This window comes from Klebsiella pneumoniae (assembly GCF_000742135.1).
In the GTDB taxonomy this organism is placed as follows: domain Bacteria; phylum Pseudomonadota; class Gammaproteobacteria; order Enterobacterales; family Enterobacteriaceae; genus Klebsiella; species Klebsiella pneumoniae.
On the sequence record NZ_KN046821.1, the window covers coordinates 11691 to 28272 of the forward strand.

Here is a 16582-nt window from a genome sequence, read left to right on the forward strand (position 1 = left end):
GAGTAACGGAATAGCAGAGAGCTTCGTGAAAACGATAAAGCGTGACTACATAAGTATCATGCCCAAACCAGACGGGTTAACGGCAGCAAAGAACCTTGCAGAGGCGTTCGAGCATTATAACGAATGGCATCCGCATAGTGCGCTGGGTTATCGCTCGCCACGGGAATATCTGCGGCAGCGGGCCAGTAATGGGTTAAGTGATAACAGGTGTCTGGAAATATAGGGGCAAATCCATCTCCACTCATTGCGTAAACCTCTATACAGCTACCAATAAAGATGATTTCCAGCTCCGGTTAGCTCATGGCCTCCTGCAGCTCCTGATGGCCTGCTCTGACCAAAACATAGATGATATGACACTCACTATGGATATTAGGGATGAACCGCCTACAGACGACGATAACCGCCTTGTTGATGGCTTCGCTATGTTCTATCAGCACCGGGCGCAAATGTTCGAGGCTTCCAGTCATATCTTTGACATAGAGAAGGTAGTGGAAGCAGATCTACAAAAGGCAGCAGAAGCCAACCCTAATCTAACGCTTAATTACTCTTTCGCTGATTCAAAGCTAAATCCTCTGGTTCAAGTGAGTGATGTTGTGGCTGGCTTTATGCAGCATTATTTTGATTACCTGAATAGCAACAGCTATGAAAAGATTAAACATGACAGAAACAGTCTTAACGAAAGGCAAAGATTAAATATGGAGTTTTTAAGGCTCCTGATAAACAAATCTCATGATAATAACCCAACATTATTACATTGTGTTATGTCAGCGTTAGAACATGAGAAGCATAAAGCATTCACTTACCCGGATGAACCATAAAAACTATGTAGGGGCTTAATGCCCCTTTTATTTTGTGTTTACCTATACCGTTTATCTTGTTTTATTAATTAATATCTCAATTTAATTTGATTTTCATTGAATATATGTTGTAATTTAAAGACCATATAACAAAAGGAGAATCACTATGGGTAAACAGTATAAAGTAGTTAGTATTAACGATGTTTTAGAAAACGCAGCATTACAAACAAAAGAATATAACAGCAAGCAAGAATATTATGATGATGATAAAACCTATTTTCAAATATTCCATGATAACGCTGAAAGTATAATAAAATCCACTCCATCCACATCTAAATACACTTCTGATGAAACTACAGGTGATTTAGTTCTTGATCTTGGCAATAAAAAGATTGATATATCTAACTATACAGAGGAAGATTACAAGGCTTTATCAGATGATTTATCACATGAACTTGCCGCAAAAGAAATCTTGGACACAATCAAAAATGACCCTGATTTTTCTGATTTAAATAGAAGATTAGAAAGTGGAGAGATTTCACTTGATACAGATAGAGTATATGCTTCTATAAGCTACATTGGTAATAACGATGGTAATGAAATTCTTCCTGTTGGTGATCTTATTTTTTCAATTGAACCAAAGGAAGATTGCCAAGCTTCATTAAATTCTGATGGGTTTAATTATGTAGCAACATCTTCAACTACAAATGAGGGTGTTTATTATGAAAGCTTAAAAGACGGTTTAGAAAGCACACAGTCTTATCTACGAACTCTTGAATATGAAGCCGAAGCAACATTAGAAATAGATGAACCAGAACAAAAATCAAGATCTTCATACAGAGCATAAAAAGGGGGTGTTAGCCCCTTTTAAATATAATATATACAAGGAGAAATATTATGGGAAAGAAATATGAGTTAGTTAACAATGATACAGTTGTAGATTATGTAATAAAATATACTGATAAAGAAAATGAAAGACGTTGCAATGATTATGATAATGAACATGCGCCGGATAAAGCAAGTAGTTATGGAGACATGTTCTTATATTTAGGTAGTAAAAAGTTTATAAATGAAGCAAAAGGTTTAGATAAATATTCAAGTGATAACATGATGAATGATCGTGTTATTGATGTAGATTCAGATAAAATATTTCATGAGTTAGTTAAAAAGGATATAATCAAAGAAATTAACAGCACTTATAATACCTATGAAAGTAATGATGTATGGTGTAAAAATGGATCATCACATGACAATCATCCATACATAAAAGAACAACTACAAAATGGCAAGCTGAAAATTGATCATGATAATGAGTATAATACGATTGTGAAGCTAAATGATGAGAATGGCGATATACCTTTAATGGTAGTTCCTTCTTACAATAATGATGGGGATTATTTAAATCATCATTTCGCAACTTTAGATACTACTCAATCTTTAGATAAGGATCTTGGACTTTCAGATTTATCACAAGACTTTAATGAAGAAATTACCTTAGCGGGTGAAAATCTTGGTTCAGGTAAAGTAAAAGGTTTGGAGTTTGCTTCCTACGGTCAACATATGAATTTGGGTGTATATTACATGGATAAAGTAATCGAAAGTATCGAAGAAAAACAATCTTACGAAAAGGATATTAAGAAAGGGTTAAAAATATAAAAGGGGCTTACGCCCCTTTTTACATTCTCATCCTCTGGCCTTGTGTGGCTCTTACCTCTGGAACATCAATCTCTTTATTGTTAACCTCTTCTCTCTTCATACCGCTGAATGGCATGATCTCATCAAGACCTTTGGCTTTATGGATACCTTTGAACAACTCTTCTTGTTCAGCGTTCTGAGGCTCTACAACAAGCCCTAAGCGGGTTGCCTTCTCATAAGCTACACCCAAGAACACATCACTACCTTCAAACGTTATAGACTTCCAGCCTTTAGCTATGGCGAGTTTAGACATTTTTTCTGATACTGTATTATAGTTTTTGCCTTTAGCTCTTATTTCCTGAGCACTTTCAAGAACAGATGTTTTATCTTTAAAGTGAATAATACGTGTTTTAGATCTGTTTATGATTTTATCAATCTCATCACCAAAGGTATCATAGATTTTATCCTCGCTTAAAAATACTGGTTTTGCATTGGAACTACCTTTTAAACCATCAGCAAAGTAATCTACAACATCACCTAATTTCTTATACCACGGCGTTTGATGTTCCTCTTCATAATCGACTTTTTTGTTGGTAGCTATTCTTTCTCTTGTTTGAGATAGTTTATTTTTAAGGTTTGAAGACTTTTTAAGAGTCATTGTCTCTTCAATACCAACATTGTTGTATATTTCTCTTGTCAATTTATCTTCATCAGTGAGCGTTTCTTTTTGGCTATTTTCTTTATCAATTTCATGATGTATGCTTTGCATAAAATTATTATAATCACGTTCTCTTTTAAGCTCTTCTTCTTTTATCTTTTCACTTACCTCTTTATACCATTTTTCATTTTCATTTCTTTCATTAATAAGCCTGTTAGTTATAATATGATTCTCTGTTGTCATAAGCTCATCTGAAATTTTACTGTTAACAAACATGTAAGCATCCCTTTTAATATCACTCCATTCTTTAAGTTCATTATGTGTCATATCAGGAAGATCTTTATTGTTAAGTATGCTTTTTATAGATTTGTTCGCTTCTTCAAGTTTATTAGACGCATCATTTTTGTTTTCTATGATAGATTTTATAAATGCATCATCAAAATTTAATGTATCCTTGTTCTCTATTAGGTTGGAGAAATTTTCTACACTCGCTTCTAACTTATTTCTTTCTTCAATAAGTTTATCCGCATCTTTAGGGTTGCGATGTTGTTCAGTAAAACGATCTAAATCAGTATAATCTATTTCATTCTTGGTAGTTGTTTGCGGAGCCTGATTATTAGTTAAAATATTAAATAAATCATTTTCATCGTTTTCTTTTCGGACGTTTAACTCATCATTAACTCTTTGAGAAATAATATCGAACTTATTCATGTAGTGATCACGTTTTTGTGTTGCCTCTATAACATCACTTACATCAAAATCATAGTGGTTATGAATGACCCAATCGCAATTCCTTATCTCTTGTTCATTTAGTGCTTTTTGCTTTTCAAAATACTCTTCTAACTCTTCGGTAGTCATGTCTTTAAAATCCAAAGCGTATAAATCATCTATATCTTTATCAAACTGTTCCATAAGTTGTGTTTGCTTGTTTGCGAGATTATGCGTTTCAACGTCAGCCACCGGATCACTACTTAACACGCTGTTTATCTCTTTAAGTGAACCTTCCAGTTCTGATAACTCATCATTGAACGCACTGATAACAGCGTCATTGAAGCCATGCGTATCTTTGTTAGCGATAAGCTCATTAATCTTGGTGATACGTTCCTGTAGAACAAGGCGGTTCTCGATAAGCTCATCAGCCGGGTTAGCTTCTACTGGTAAAGCCGGTTCTTCATCCATCGAGGGGAAGAGTGCTTCCAGCTCTTCTACTGTTTTTTCCTTGAACACATCCTGAATATTTCCGTTCTCATCGAACAAGTTTTCTGTATTGTCTGTCATATTGTTTCCTCTCTTTAAGTAATTGTTTTGGTTGTCATAAACTTTACCATTGCTAGTATAGTCTATACTAATATATACTAATCTATATCGGCGGAATGTCAATTTGACGGAAAGCCTAACCAACTGAAAAACCTAGAAAAAGGTGAGTGTTATGTTGACTATCAGTGTGTGGAATCGTAAGGGTGGTGTTGGGAAAACAAATTCAGCCATCCAGATAGCTGGATGGTTTGCGGCTCAGGGACGTAAAACAAGTCTTGTAGATCTTGACCCTCAAGGCGGTTCACTTATCTTTGCCGGATATGCCAAACAGAACGGTAAAGAGCTTCCTTTTCACGTTGGCCGTAAACCTGCAGCCGATTCTGAATACATCATTTTTGACCACAGCCCCGGTGTGAATAGCGGTGGTGCTTTGGGTAGCTTTGTGATCGTGCCGACTATCCTCGATGCTTCCAGCTTTTCAATTACGCTCAAAAGCATTGATGAGCTGAAGAACGAAATGAAGAAGCCTTATCTGTTGCTTCCTAACCGTGTTGAGATCCAGAACAAAGAGCAAGGCGAACTGTTAGAGCGCATCCAAGAGAAAGCACGCGCTCATGGCTATGAACAACCTTTCATCAGAAAACGTGTTGCCTACCCTCGCGCTTACGGCATGGGTATAACAGTATTCGAACCAAAATCAGGTTTGCCATCAGCTAACGATGCTCAGGCCGAGTTCGAACATCTGTTATCTGTTATGGGTAGCAAGATTAAGCAACTTGCATCCGGTGGTAGTGAAGCCTGACCCTGAAAAACATGCATTATAGTATAGACTGGTATAGACTAGACTATATTCATTCTGGTGAAATCTGAGGAAGTTTGTGATGACTGATAAGAAAGTAGAAAAGAAGAAAAAAGCAGCAAGTTGGTTAGATGATATGGAGTCGTTTGAAAAAACCTCTCTTGAAACGGCCTTTGCTAACCAGTATGCGGAAACCTACTGGAACTATGAGTATATAGATCTTGGTGATATTCCTCCGGGAACCACGCCATACGTGCGTTGCACCTTCAAGATTACCCGTGAAAAAGATAACTTCCGTATGGCAGCTATCCGTATTCCTCAAGCGCTGGAAGAGAAAATTAAATCTCTTTCCGATGAACCTTATTCCAACGTTATTTTAGCTCTTGCCGATTTGAAAGCCGATGAGTTAATAAAAGAAAATAAAAAAATCATCGTTTCAGAAAAATAATTGATAAAGGGATTACTTCGTCTGTTGTAATTAATTAAATATGGGTTAGGATATATTTATGGGCTGAAACCCAAAACCCATAAAACAGACAATATAATAAGAGGATATACATTATGATGAAAATACTTGGTGAAAAATCAAAAAAAGGGGTAATAAGTGATTTAAGGCATTCTGAGAGTTTCAAAGAGGCTTCTCACGATGGTGCTTTACTTTATGATCCAGTATCAAAGACATTTATTACTGCTGAAAACAGTAAAGAACTTATTGATAAATACATCGGCTATCGTAATACCGAAACAGGAGAGTATATTGATGGTTTGATTAAACCAGAAGACTTTCCAAGCGATGAGTTATTTATAAAATTACAGGACAGACCGGGATATAACACGAAAAGAAGAATAGGTGATGGTGAATCTGATGTAGAGTTTACTCACTTGTTAATTCAAATCCCTGAAGGAACTCCGGTAGAAAAATGGCCTGACTTCAAAAAAGAAGTTATTGAAGCTTTCGCACACCCTAATGAGTGGTATAAGAAAGGTAAAGGTGGTGGTCGTTATACGCCAACTGTTCATATTGGTGATTGTTTTGTAGCTGCTTCTGGCACTCATGTTAGCCAAGACGGTAAAAGTGCTCATTTCCATATGATTGTTGGTTCACGAACTTTAAATAACAAGAACTACTATGGAATAGACCATAATGATCAGCCAATCATCCTACCAAATAATCCAGACTGGAGAAGTATTACAAGACGCTCTTTACTTGGCTCAGAAGCTGAATGGCGAGAACTAAAAAGAAAACGCATTAACGATGCACTTGAAGCGCTTGGACTTCCAAAAACTCATTGGTTAAATAAAGATGAGAAGATGGATGAAAGTAAAGCTAAAGCTAAAGATGCTTTACAGGATGCTATTAAAGATGAAGAGCAAGAAGAATTAAATTCAGAATTAGAAAATCTTAAAATATCTAAAGAGCTTGCTGTAAAAGAGTTCTCAGATAAAGATATTCAGGATGCTGAACTTCATAAAAGTATCATTAGTGGGCAAAAATTACTTGCTGATATTTCTAAACGTGCCGAAGAAAAACTTGCCGAGGCTTACAGGGAAATAGAGCTTGTTAACATTACACGTTCTTCTGTTGAAAATGCTATTGCCTTAGCCACCATAAAACAGAAACTTACCTCTACTGAACAGCTTTTAGAAACTACAGAAGCAACATTAAAAGCTGAAGCAGAATCAAGAGAAGCTTTTGAGAAACAACTCAATGATACAAATGTTGTTCTTGAAAAATTAAAAGAAGAACATGAAAACCTCAAAACCAATTATACTGAAATTACTACTCAATATGATGAGTTAGATACTCTTTATTCCACTACAGTAGCAAAACATGAGGTTGAGATCACTAACCTCACGACTAAGCATACTACTGAAATAACAGCTAAAAATAGAGAGATTGAAGAGCTTAAGTCTACTCATGAAAGAGAGCTTCAGGAACAAGAATTGTTCTATGAAGGTGCGTTAGAAAATCAGCAAAAAACGTTTGACAATCTTTTAGCTGATAAAGAAGAAGAAATAAAACAGCTTAAAACTACTCATGGTAATGAGCTTAAAGAACTTAACGCTATTATTGTTAGCAAAGATACCAATATTGCAGATCTTGAAAGAAAAAATACAGAACTGGAAAATAATCTTGCTACACTGAAAACAGAGAAAGATAAACAGCGTAAAGATTTCGATGATTTAATTGAAAAACTTAAACAAGGTCATTTGGAAGCTATCGAAGCGCTCAAAGCTTCAAATAAATCATTAACCGATGAAATAACTAAACAAGTTGCTGATGTAAGTAAACTGAAAAAAGAGAAGGAGCAACTTCAAACTGAAAACAACGGTTTGAATGAACAACTCAAATCTGTTCAAAAAGAAATTGAAGAACTTAAATCCGACAAAGCGAAATTAGAAGTTGATAATAAAGACCTGAATGACGCTCTAAAGGTTTATGAAGATGATAATAAACAACGCTTAGAACAAGCTAAAGATAGCAAGAAAGATAATAATCCTGACCCTAAGAAACCTAAAAACAAATAATTAGAAGGGGCTGAAAAGCCCCTCTTTGCTTTAGCCGATTACATTTGAAGGAAAACATTATGATGAATAGAACAGAACAAGCGAGGATGGCTATACAATCCAGAAAAGAAGCAGAAGCACAGGAACCACAGCCAGAAGTTGAAATAACCGCTACAACCTCAAATGTTGAGGTTGATTATGGTTCATTGCTTGGATATGTCTGGAAGAACAGAACTGACTTATCAAGGAAAGAAAAAATTATTTTCAGACACTCATTACCATTTAATGACAATAAAACACTTATTGTTGAAGAAGGTATAAACAGTTATTCACTATATGGCGACGAAAATTTTACTTGTCAGCAGGTAAATATGTTCATTGATTATTTCGGTTCAAAACTAAAAAAATGGGATTGTTTCAAGCCGGAATCATATAATGATGAGTTTTTATATTTCTTCTTTAAGGAGTGTATTCTAAGAAATCTACCTGTAGCAGTATCAATATTCAATGTTGACCAGAAAAAACAGCTTGAAGTAATAAAGGATGTTTTAAACGATATTCAAAATGAGTATGGTAATACAGCCCCAAACAATCTTTCTAAAATCTATATAGAAAACTACGTTTATAACTGGAAGCGAAATTTAAAGGCGATTGCTTAATTATTTCTCACTCTACTATTGATTTATAGTGAGAAAATGTTATAAATAGTAAAAGTGCCATTAGAGCACACAAAAAAGATTATAAAAGGATACATTATGAATATGAGAACAATCAAAAGTGAACTATCAACTGATATAGTTTACCATGAAGAAGAACAATATACCGAGAAGCAACTAATAGAGACTTCTTATTTTGCTGCTCGTGATTATATCATTCACGAAACAGGTATATATAAATTAGCAAAGAGCAATCCAGCCAAAGACAAAAAAGCTAATTACTACTGGATTAAAATTACAGACTATTATATTTATCCTGTTCAGATTCTATCCACAGTGGATTTAGAAGGCGATAACAATGATGCTAACAAAGATATTAATAGCATGTATGTTAATGTAGCTTTTAAAAACATCCGTAATGAAAAGAAAATTCTTTCTATTCCACTCGACCAATTTTCTGATCTCAAATCATCTAAGCTAAAAAAGGCCGGGTATCTTTTACCTTACAGCGATAATCAGCAGTTAAAAGAGATACAGAAAGCAGTGAGCACCGTTCTTGCTACTGCTCAGAGTCCTTATAAACGTTTGGATGGTAAAATCATTGATGATGAAAACCAGCTCATTGATTGTTTACCTGCTTACACAAAGCGAGGCTGGATTGTTGATAGCCTGATACACATAAGAGAAAGCCATCCACAATTCGTAGGTGTGTCCAAGACCAGAACTAAACGTGTTGGTAATGCTTCTATACAGATCACCGTATTCCAAGAACTGATTAAGTCCTCACGCCTTGCAAGCATATTTATCTCTGTTGCTTTTGCTTCCTATACAAAGGGGCTGATACGTAAAACAGCCAACTTCTCACCTATCTACAACATTTTCGGTGAGAAGGGTAAAGGGAAGTCTACATTAGAGGCCATGATAGCCAGTATTGAGGGAGCGCCTAACCGTGAGTATGGTCTTATCAGAGACAGTAAGACCACGTTCCCCGGACTCGAAGAACTCTTGGCATCTTACACCAATGGCTTTTTCGTCATTGATGAGATTGATGATATGTTCCGTGGTAGCGCCAGTGATGCGATCTCTAAGCTCATGACTATTGCTAACAATGGTGGGCGTTCCAAGTATGATAAAGATACAGAAGTTTCAGAAGGTAAAATGTGGAACAGTATCTTTTTCACTACCAGTAATAAATCCCTTTATGAACTAACAAGAGGGGATATGAAGCAAAGCGCCATTGACTCACGTATCTTTGAGTTTGACGTAGAAGATCCAGAGATAAACATCTTTGGTATTAACTTAGAAGAAGGGCGTGGTGATGTTGTTGAATGGTGGCTAAACCAGCTTGACCAGAATTTTGGTCATTTATACCCCCTTATTATTGATTATATCGTTAAGCATGTAGATGAGTTGAGAACTAATATTTATGCTTATGAGGGTGAGTTAATAAATGACCCTAACTATAAAATCATTCATGATGAAAGAAGAACCATTCAGACAATAGCACTTTCAAAAATTGGTGCTGATATTGTGGGGGCTATTCTTGGTGAAGAATATGGCATGATTTGCCATGAAGCCATTGATATACACAAATCAAGATTCTCAAATAAGGACATTCCTCAATTTGATGTAAATGAGAAACATTGGGATAATATGGACATTCTCAAACTCATGATTAACGCCAATAAAGCTTCTTTTGTTTGGGAAACTTACGCTTATTCTGATGATGATTCCTCTAACAGAGTAGCGGCTCAAAAATCAGAAGCGAAGCGTTATTCTGATATGGCTCAGTCAAAAGGTAATGTTTTAGGTATTATTCATTTGAATAGCCCTATGGAAACACCAAATGATTTTGATGGTTATGTTATTTTAAATACGATGGGTGATGAACACCTAAGACGTTCATTCAAACTCGAAATTACAGAGCTTGTAGCTTCTGCTAAGAAACTTGAACTCTATGATACTAAGCGAGTAAGGGGAGCAAAACAATTGCTTCTTGGTTCAACTTCTACCCGCGAAAAAACATTTATTCTTAAGAACAGACCTGTCGTGATTGAAACAGAAAGCGAAGAGGCCAAAAATGCGCTTCTTGACGAAGCTTTTATTAACAACTCTATTGATAGTAAAGCTGATCTTGAGGAAATCATTAAGTATGCGCACAGCAATGTTGATACAGTAGTAGATGGAGAACCATTAGAGTTAGACGATGATTTTGTGCCTTTTTGATTATTGATTAGGTTTAACTTTAGCCTCGTTTATGCGGGGCTTTTTTACGCATAAAAAAAGGCCGGGAAAATCCCGACCATACAATATAAAAAGATTTTTTCCTCAAATGGAGGAAATACATTATGAATAGATTTAAATATACATCTTAACCTTGTTAAAAGCAACTTTTTTAAAAGAAAATAGTATAGTCTATACTAATCTATACTTGAAAATGTTATTATTATGGTGTATATAAGAAGGAGAGAGAACATAGAAGGAGTTAAATATGAAAGATTTAAATTTGATTGAAGAATACAATTACGATCTCTTTTTGGTAAACACCTATGAAGAAGTTGTAGATTTAATAAAAAAGGGCGCAGATGTTAACTTTGTGAACTACAAGGGGTTTACTCCGCTTTCAGTGGCGCGTAATGTTGATGTAGCTAAGGCTCTTGTAGAACTTGGTGCTGATGTTAACTTTATAAATAAAGAAGGTGAAACACCTATATTTCACAATAGTAATATTGATGTAATCAGGTATCTTGTTAGCTGTGGCGCTAAAATCAACCACAGAAACAACAAAGGCCAGACAGTGCTTTTTAAAACCAACAAGCTTTTGAATGTTGCCCGATTGATTAACATGGGCTGTAATCCATTCCTGAAAAGTGCTGATGGTCATTATCACTATGAAAACATGACAATGGCAGACAGAAAAAACTACAGTCAGTTTATAGAGGTATTTAAAAATAACGTAAGAAAAAAGAATGAAGAAAGAATGTTATTGAGCGCTTAAATTAATACTCCTTCTCTCTGACCCGCTTAATTGCGGGTTTTTTATTTATATATTATTGACCAATAAGAATTAATTTTGTATATAAAATACATCACATTTTAATTATTAAGGAGAATGTTATGGAAAACTTCCCAAAAGAACTATTTACTTCAAAAGATGTTGCCGGGTTTGAAAAATATATTATAGATAATGGCATTGGTAAGGATGATTGGCTTACAACAAATCATCACACCTTATTATTATACACGCTACTTTATAAAAAATATAAAGATTATGAAATGTCCAAAATGCTTGTTAAATATTTTGATATAAACAATCAGGACAGAGAAGGTAAAACAGTTCTATTTCACGCTGTTATCATGGGTAATGTTCCAGCAGTTAAGTTTTTTATTGTCAATGGTGGCGATGTTTTAATAAAAGATAACGCCGGAAGAAAAGCCGCTGATTATGCTGCGATGTTAGACATAGAGAACAGTCAGGCAATATCTCGCATGTTGTTATCAGAAGAAAATAAGGCTAAGAAAAAGGCTTAATCATGGATATAAAAGAAGCGTTAATTACAGCAATAAAACAGAATCGAGGTGATATTATCTATGATCACTTCATGTTTCAAACATTAGAAGTTAAACTTAATGCCCTTATTTACTTAATCAGGGTATTGAAAGAAGACGAACAGGGTAATCACTTTATTAATATCATGATCCAGTTGATAGCAAAGCCTGAATACCTGAACACGGTTGTAGATACTTTAACGCCTCTTCAGGAGGCTGTTATACAGGATAAACTTTCATTCTTTAACTTCCTTTTAATGAACGGCGCTTCACTTGAAAAACGTAATAAACAAGGATTAAGCGGATATGATCTCATATTGAAAATTGGTAATGACCGTTTTTTAGATTTTATCATTAAGTATGAAAATGTTCTGACAGAAGTTTATAAGTCCAGAAGATACAAATAGAGAAAGCGCCGGAGAAGCGCTTTTCTATTACTGCCAATTCAACATTTAATCTAAAAGGATACTTTATGTATGACACCTGTTTTCATTATTTAATATAGGGTATTAATTAATTTCTAACTGGATAGATATTAAGTAATCAATTTATTTTTACCTGTCAATCGCAATTAGAAAATATTTTCAAAAAAGTGAAAAAAGTAGTTGATCGTCATAAACGAAATCCATACGATAGTTCACATCGAAGCAGTCATATTTGCTTCTGATAGTTAAATGATGCGTAAGAACAGGTTTTAAACCTTCATCCCTCGAAAGATGAGCATCACCAACCGCCGGAATGGTTCCGGCCTGTTCCATCTCAATGATGGGGCTGATCTAACTATCAGAAGGTTGGTTTATGACTGTATCTATCAAAAACACCCCATCATTAAGCTTAAAGCCTCTCTACATGTGGGCTGGCGGCAAATCTAAGCTACTTAAAAGCTACCAGACCTATCTACCAGACCTGAACAGCGTAAGCGCATACGTAGAGCCATTCTTTGGTGCTGGCGCTCTCTTTGCGTCCGTTAAGTCTACCTACAGCCATATCCCGGCAATCATCAATGACGTAAACCCGGAGCTTATCGCTCTGCTGAACACTATCAAGCATGATCCTGATGAGCTGATTATCCAGCTGCAGGAGCTGGAAGCGGCCTATCTTGGTTATCGTTCTCTGGAGGTGAGGAACTACCACTTTTACCGTGTCCGGGAACAATACTGGAAAGCACAGATCGGAACCGTACGGGCATCTGCTTTGCTCTTCTTTTTGCTCAGAACCGGCTTCAATGGAATCTGGCAGGTTTCACGCAAAACAGGCCGCTACGGAACGGCTGCAGGACTGCTTAACCATACAACAAGCCTCTTTGATTACTCTCTACTGAAAGAGTGGCATACCGCCCTGCAGGAAACATCTATCCAGTGTGGCTCTTATGCTGATCTCGATGTGCCGGAAGGGGCTTTTATCTACTGTGATCCACCTTACCGGGCGAGCTACGCCGATTATGGCCATGCATTCACTGATGAAGACCATCAACAACTGATCTCATGGTGTCGTAAGCAACAGGAACGGGGCTGTAGCGTCTGGTTAGCTAATCGTGAGGCTAATGATGGTTTCTTTGAAGAACACGCCTCTGATGCCTCTGTAGTGCGTTTTGACATTACCTATACGGCTGGAAGACGTAAGAAAACAGCGAATGGATATGAAGCTGTTAAAGCTACTGATTTGCTCCTGATCTGGAGTAGGCACGAACACACCCAAAAAGCAGCGTAATTATTTATTAACAACAAAAGGAAAATACTATGAAAGAAGATATTTTGAACGCGATTGAAAGTAAAGTTAGTCCCTTGATAAAAGTTTGGATGAATGATGGAAAATCATCATTAAACATAAATAAAGAGAGATACATAAAAGACAGCATTGATAGTAAAGAAGATGTTGATATAAAACTTCTCGCTGTTAAGTATCTTTTACTTGAGTATGTTAATGAATATGCTCCTGATGATTACATTGAAGAAATGACAGAAAGGTTAAATCGCATGTTTGATGATGTAAACCCTATGTGTTCTCTTTTTTATGGTGTTTTTGATATCAGAATGGTTAGCTATTCATTCGAATATTATCTTTCTCATTTCTATTACATGCTGATGGTTATTAGCGGTGATAGTGAAGATGTAGATTATGTGATGAATCTTATTAAAAACAAAGAGGCGTAATATGGTTAACAGAACATTGAATGTTATAAGTATTCAGAAAACCAAAAGAAATGAATCCATTTTGAAAGACTGGATTACCGATTATGACGGCATAGAGTTATTTCTATTAGATCATGGACTATTGATTGAAAGAAGAGAAGACACTGAAAGCAATCATTTTATACTGGTAAAAAGAAAGCGGAAGGAATGGCTTGATTTTTATTTTATTAGCAATAATGAAAACCATCATGATGCAGAGGATGTTTTACTTGATATTACCAGTATGTTTGATAGTTGTGCCGCTATAACTTCAATAACAAGCTGGGGTGAAGGTAGCTACAAAAGCTGTGAAACATCATGTTTATTTGAATGTGGTGAGTTGTTTTATTCTTATAAACATATTTCAGGAGAAAGAAGCTTTAAATGGCCTCGTTATGTTTCGAGTGCTTTTAACGAATGGTTAAATCTTGACGCTATTTAGATAACAAGAAGGAACATTGAATGAAAAAAACAGATATTATTTTAAAAAATGAGCAAAGCCTCGCTCTTAAAATAGCAACCATAACAACTAATATGTTGGCAAAATACATTTATGAAGGAATAAAAAAACTTGATGGTGAGAGTTTGGCTAAATATGAAGACTTAGCTGGGTTTCAATCTCATGAGGAAGATATAGATGTTTATGAAGTTTTAGAGGATATAGAAGCATATCAAAATGACGTTATAGATTCATTAGAAACAGATATTTTTTGTGAAAATATAATAACTAACTTTTATGGGAAAAATCATGAATATGAAGCAGTCCATTTTGACACAGAAGAAGAGTTAAACGAGTTTCTTTTAGAAGAAGATCTATTTATCATTAATGACTCTTTAATTATTAATGATGTTTCCGATGATTTAGATGCTTGCTCACAAGTTTTGGAAATGCTTGAAGCTGATAAAAACGATAACGATGAATAACAGGAACATTAAATGAAAAAAAAAGATGAATTACTTAAAAAGAAACTGATTAAACAGATTCAGGCTATCAGTGATAACACACACAAAAGCTTTTCAGCCTTTGCTTTTGCGGCAGCCACCGCTGCAAGGGATACAACCCGACTCTTTGCCTCTGAGATCGAAACAGGAGATTTCTTGGTAAGGCCGGATGTATACGCAAGAACACGCTACAGCAAGATCTGTGATGCCATAGAGACATACATAGAGCTGGTATCAGTCTCTGAGCCGTATACAGACCTGTTAAGCGATGTATTCCATCAACTACAGCTTGATTACGCACCACAGGCCAAGAGAACAGGACAGTTCCATACACCACGTTCGTTAGCTAATGGCGTTGCGAGATTTGTGGGTAATACGTTCTACAAAGCAGAACTTGATTTGTGTTGCGGTATGGGAACGTTAGCTCTGGCAAGGGGAAGATACGCTCTGGAACAAGGCAAGAGTATTTGTGTAATGAAAGGAGTAGATATCGATCCAACTTCTATAGCAGCGTGTTTTGCTCAGTTGGCATACAACAATCTAAAAAATCCGGTTTTTCATTTGATAGATTTAAAGTGCATGAACGCTGTTATGTATTATGGCGATGAATGGGATATTCACTATCGAATTAAACTTTATGATAAAGAAGTAGATAATAACGATAAGTGCTTAGATATGGCGATAGGTTGAAGAATAACAATGAACAAGAGGAGCATTAAATGAAAAAAACAGATGAATTACTTAAAAAGAAACTGATTAAACAGATTCAGGCAATCAGTGATAAGACACACAAAAGCTTTTCAGCCTTTGCTTTTGCGGCAGCTACCGCCGCAAGGGATACAACCCGGCTTTATGTCTCTGAGATCGAAACGGGTGATTTCTTGGTAAGGCCGGATGTATACGCAAGAACAAGCACCAGTGCTATCTGTGATGCCATAATGACATACATAGAGCTGGTATCAGTCTCTGAGCCGTATACAGACCTGTTAAGCCCTATCTACAGTGAACTCATACTTGATGGAGCGCCACAGGCCAAGCGAAACGGGCAGTTTTACACACCTGATTCTGTAGCTACAGCCGTTGCCGAAATGATGGGGAACAGAGTCAACATCATAGAGCTTGATATGTGTTGTGGTATGGGAGCTTTATCACTCGCAAGAGCTAAATACAAACTGGAGCAAGGCCAGCAGATAACCAAGATGATTTGCATAGATCTTGATGATGTGGCTATAGCCTGTTGTTTTGCTCAGTTGGCATATAACAACCTTATGAACACGGTGATCCACTCTATAGAGCTGTGCTGTAGAAACGCTATCACTGATTACGTTCAAGGTTATGAAACGACAATCAGCTATCGTTTAAAGATTAATGAAGGTAAAAAATACCGTCAAGAAATGGAATATTTAGATTTAGCAACAGGGTAATAAGCCCTGTTTGCGACATTGATAACTTAATTATCATTTGTGATTATTAAGTAAGATTTAGTATACATTATCAGAGAGTGGCGTATTTACTGGGTTTAAGTGGATATATCAAATGCCTTTAAAATAATAGTGGCGTCTTTATTTTTAAATTTATCGTCATCTATTGACTTTCTCTTTATTTGTTTT

18 protein-coding genes and 1 pseudogene are annotated in these 16582 nt (G+C 35.9%); 18 read left to right on the forward strand and 1 reads right to left on the reverse strand.

Annotation, left to right across the window (positions count from 1 at the left end; all coding sequences use genetic code 11):
• From DR88_RS29160 to DR88_RS00220, 4 genes and pseudogenes are all read left to right on the forward strand, one after another.
• Positions 1 to 223 (forward strand): integrase core domain-containing protein (locus DR88_RS29160; RefSeq protein WP_153958088.1); only part of this gene is annotated, 223 nt, incomplete at its 5' end.
• Between the two features lie 10 nt (positions 224 to 233).
• Positions 234 to 818 (forward strand): annotated as a pseudogene (locus DR88_RS00225) (DUF3800 domain-containing protein); the annotation flags it as partial.
• A gap of 145 nt (positions 819 to 963) precedes the next feature.
• On the forward strand, positions 964 to 1644 hold the full coding sequence (locus DR88_RS29165) for a hypothetical protein (protein WP_004148897.1): 681 nt from the start codon (positions 964 to 966) through the stop codon (positions 1642 to 1644).
• A gap of 50 nt (positions 1645 to 1694) precedes the next feature.
• On the forward strand, positions 1695 to 2453 hold the full coding sequence (locus DR88_RS00220) for a hypothetical protein (protein WP_004148898.1): 759 nt from the start codon (positions 1695 to 1697) through the stop codon (positions 2451 to 2453).
• Between the two features lie 19 nt (positions 2454 to 2472).
• Here DR88_RS00220 and DR88_RS00215 read toward each other — a convergent pair whose 3' ends face one another.
• A complete protein-coding gene (locus tag DR88_RS00215) occupies positions 2473 to 4368 on the reverse strand; it encodes an LPD7 domain-containing protein (protein WP_025862068.1) in 1896 nt (631 codons plus the stop codon).
• A gap of 151 nt (positions 4369 to 4519) precedes the next feature.
• On the opposite strand from DR88_RS00215, the gene DR88_RS27340 reads away from it, so the two are divergent.
• The 14 genes from DR88_RS27340 (at position 4520) to DR88_RS00160 (ending at position 16396) form a co-directional block, all read left to right on the forward strand.
• Complete coding sequence (locus tag DR88_RS27340) at positions 4520 to 5149, forward strand: ParA family protein (RefSeq protein WP_001569497.1); 630 nt, start codon at positions 4520 to 4522, stop codon at positions 5147 to 5149.
• Between the two features lie 79 nt (positions 5150 to 5228).
• Positions 5229 to 5594 carry a hypothetical protein gene (locus DR88_RS00210; protein ID WP_001569496.1) on the forward strand — a complete coding sequence of 122 codons (366 nt, stop codon included), beginning with the start codon at positions 5229 to 5231 and terminating at the stop codon, positions 5592 to 5594.
• A gap of 113 nt (positions 5595 to 5707) precedes the next feature.
• Positions 5708 to 7675, forward strand: a complete 1968-nt coding sequence (locus DR88_RS00205) for a coiled-coil domain-containing protein (protein ID WP_025862067.1) — start codon at positions 5708 to 5710, stop codon at positions 7673 to 7675.
• Between the two features lie 59 nt (positions 7676 to 7734).
• Positions 7735 to 8313, forward strand: coding sequence for a hypothetical protein (locus tag DR88_RS00200; RefSeq protein WP_025862066.1), 579 nt, complete (start codon positions 7735 to 7737; stop codon positions 8311 to 8313).
• A gap of 96 nt (positions 8314 to 8409) precedes the next feature.
• Positions 8410 to 10536: a DUF927 domain-containing protein gene (locus DR88_RS00195; RefSeq protein WP_001569500.1), complete on the forward strand. Its 2127-nt coding sequence runs from the start codon at positions 8410 to 8412 to the stop codon at positions 10534 to 10536.
• Positions 10537 to 10801: 265 nt separating this feature from the next.
• Entirely contained in the window at positions 10802 to 11308 is a 507-nt protein-coding gene (locus tag DR88_RS00190; protein ID WP_004148909.1) for an ankyrin repeat domain-containing protein, read from the forward strand.
• Positions 11309 to 11427: 119 nt separating this feature from the next.
• Positions 11428 to 11841 carry an ankyrin repeat domain-containing protein gene (locus DR88_RS00185; protein ID WP_004148910.1) on the forward strand — a complete coding sequence of 138 codons (414 nt, stop codon included), beginning with the start codon at positions 11428 to 11430 and terminating at the stop codon, positions 11839 to 11841.
• A 2-nt stretch (positions 11842 to 11843) separates the two neighbouring features.
• Positions 11844 to 12266, forward strand: a complete 423-nt coding sequence (locus DR88_RS00180; protein WP_004148911.1) for a hypothetical protein — start codon at positions 11844 to 11846, stop codon at positions 12264 to 12266.
• A 391-nt stretch (positions 12267 to 12657) separates the two neighbouring features.
• Positions 12658 to 13569 carry a DNA adenine methylase gene (locus tag DR88_RS0127235; protein ID WP_025862065.1) on the forward strand — a complete coding sequence of 304 codons (912 nt, stop codon included), beginning with the start codon at positions 12658 to 12660 and terminating at the stop codon, positions 13567 to 13569.
• Between the two features lie 29 nt (positions 13570 to 13598).
• Positions 13599 to 14012 carry a hypothetical protein gene (locus tag DR88_RS00175; protein ID WP_004148915.1) on the forward strand — a complete coding sequence of 138 codons (414 nt, stop codon included), beginning with the start codon at positions 13599 to 13601 and terminating at the stop codon, positions 14010 to 14012.
• A gap of 1 nt (position 14013) precedes the next feature.
• Entirely contained in the window at positions 14014 to 14472 is a 459-nt protein-coding gene (locus DR88_RS29170) for a hypothetical protein (RefSeq protein WP_004148916.1), read from the forward strand.
• Positions 14473 to 14492: 20 nt separating this feature from the next.
• A complete protein-coding gene (locus DR88_RS00170) occupies positions 14493 to 14954 on the forward strand; it encodes a hypothetical protein (RefSeq protein ID WP_004148917.1) in 462 nt (153 codons plus the stop codon).
• Positions 14955 to 14966: 12 nt separating this feature from the next.
• The gene (locus DR88_RS00165; RefSeq protein ID WP_004148918.1) at positions 14967 to 15662 is read left to right on the forward strand and encodes an N-6 DNA methylase; all 696 of its coding nucleotides are present in this window, start codon (positions 14967 to 14969) and stop codon (positions 15660 to 15662) included.
• A gap of 29 nt (positions 15663 to 15691) precedes the next feature.
• The gene (locus tag DR88_RS00160; RefSeq protein ID WP_004148919.1) at positions 15692 to 16396 is read left to right on the forward strand and encodes an N-6 DNA methylase; all 705 of its coding nucleotides are present in this window, start codon (positions 15692 to 15694) and stop codon (positions 16394 to 16396) included.
• Positions 16397 to 16582: the final 186 nt, after the last annotated feature.

Excerpts from the sequence above, each read along its gene's own strand:
- DR88_RS29165 (WP_004148897.1), top strand. The coding sequence starts at position 964 with ATGGGTAAACAGTATAAAGTAGTTAGTATTAACGATGTTTTAGAAAAC.
- DR88_RS00220 (WP_004148898.1), top strand. The coding sequence starts at position 1,695 with ATGGGAAAGAAATATGAGTTAGTTAACAATGATACAGTTGTAGATTAT.
- DR88_RS00215 (WP_025862068.1), bottom strand. The coding sequence starts at position 4,368 with ATGACAGACAATACAGAAAACTTGTTCGATGAGAACGGAAATATTCAG.
- DR88_RS27340 (WP_001569497.1), top strand. The coding sequence starts at position 4,520 with ATGTTGACTATCAGTGTGTGGAATCGTAAGGGTGGTGTTGGGAAAACA.
- DR88_RS00210 (WP_001569496.1), top strand. The coding sequence starts at position 5,229 with ATGACTGATAAGAAAGTAGAAAAGAAGAAAAAAGCAGCAAGTTGGTTA.
- DR88_RS00205 (WP_025862067.1), top strand. The coding sequence starts at position 5,708 with ATGATGAAAATACTTGGTGAAAAATCAAAAAAAGGGGTAATAAGTGAT.
- DR88_RS00200 (WP_025862066.1), top strand. The coding sequence starts at position 7,735 with ATGATGAATAGAACAGAACAAGCGAGGATGGCTATACAATCCAGAAAA.
- DR88_RS00195 (WP_001569500.1), top strand. The coding sequence starts at position 8,410 with ATGAATATGAGAACAATCAAAAGTGAACTATCAACTGATATAGTTTAC.
- DR88_RS00190 (WP_004148909.1), top strand. The coding sequence starts at position 10,802 with ATGAAAGATTTAAATTTGATTGAAGAATACAATTACGATCTCTTTTTG.
- DR88_RS00185 (WP_004148910.1), top strand. The coding sequence starts at position 11,428 with ATGGAAAACTTCCCAAAAGAACTATTTACTTCAAAAGATGTTGCCGGG.
- DR88_RS00180 (WP_004148911.1), top strand. The coding sequence starts at position 11,844 with ATGGATATAAAAGAAGCGTTAATTACAGCAATAAAACAGAATCGAGGT.
- DR88_RS0127235 (WP_025862065.1), top strand. The coding sequence starts at position 12,658 with ATGACTGTATCTATCAAAAACACCCCATCATTAAGCTTAAAGCCTCTC.
- DR88_RS00175 (WP_004148915.1), top strand. The coding sequence starts at position 13,599 with ATGAAAGAAGATATTTTGAACGCGATTGAAAGTAAAGTTAGTCCCTTG.
- DR88_RS29170 (WP_004148916.1), top strand. The coding sequence starts at position 14,014 with ATGGTTAACAGAACATTGAATGTTATAAGTATTCAGAAAACCAAAAGA.
- DR88_RS00170 (WP_004148917.1), top strand. The coding sequence starts at position 14,493 with ATGAAAAAAACAGATATTATTTTAAAAAATGAGCAAAGCCTCGCTCTT.
- DR88_RS00165 (WP_004148918.1), top strand. The coding sequence starts at position 14,967 with ATGAAAAAAAAAGATGAATTACTTAAAAAGAAACTGATTAAACAGATT.
- DR88_RS00160 (WP_004148919.1), top strand. The coding sequence starts at position 15,692 with ATGAAAAAAACAGATGAATTACTTAAAAAGAAACTGATTAAACAGATT.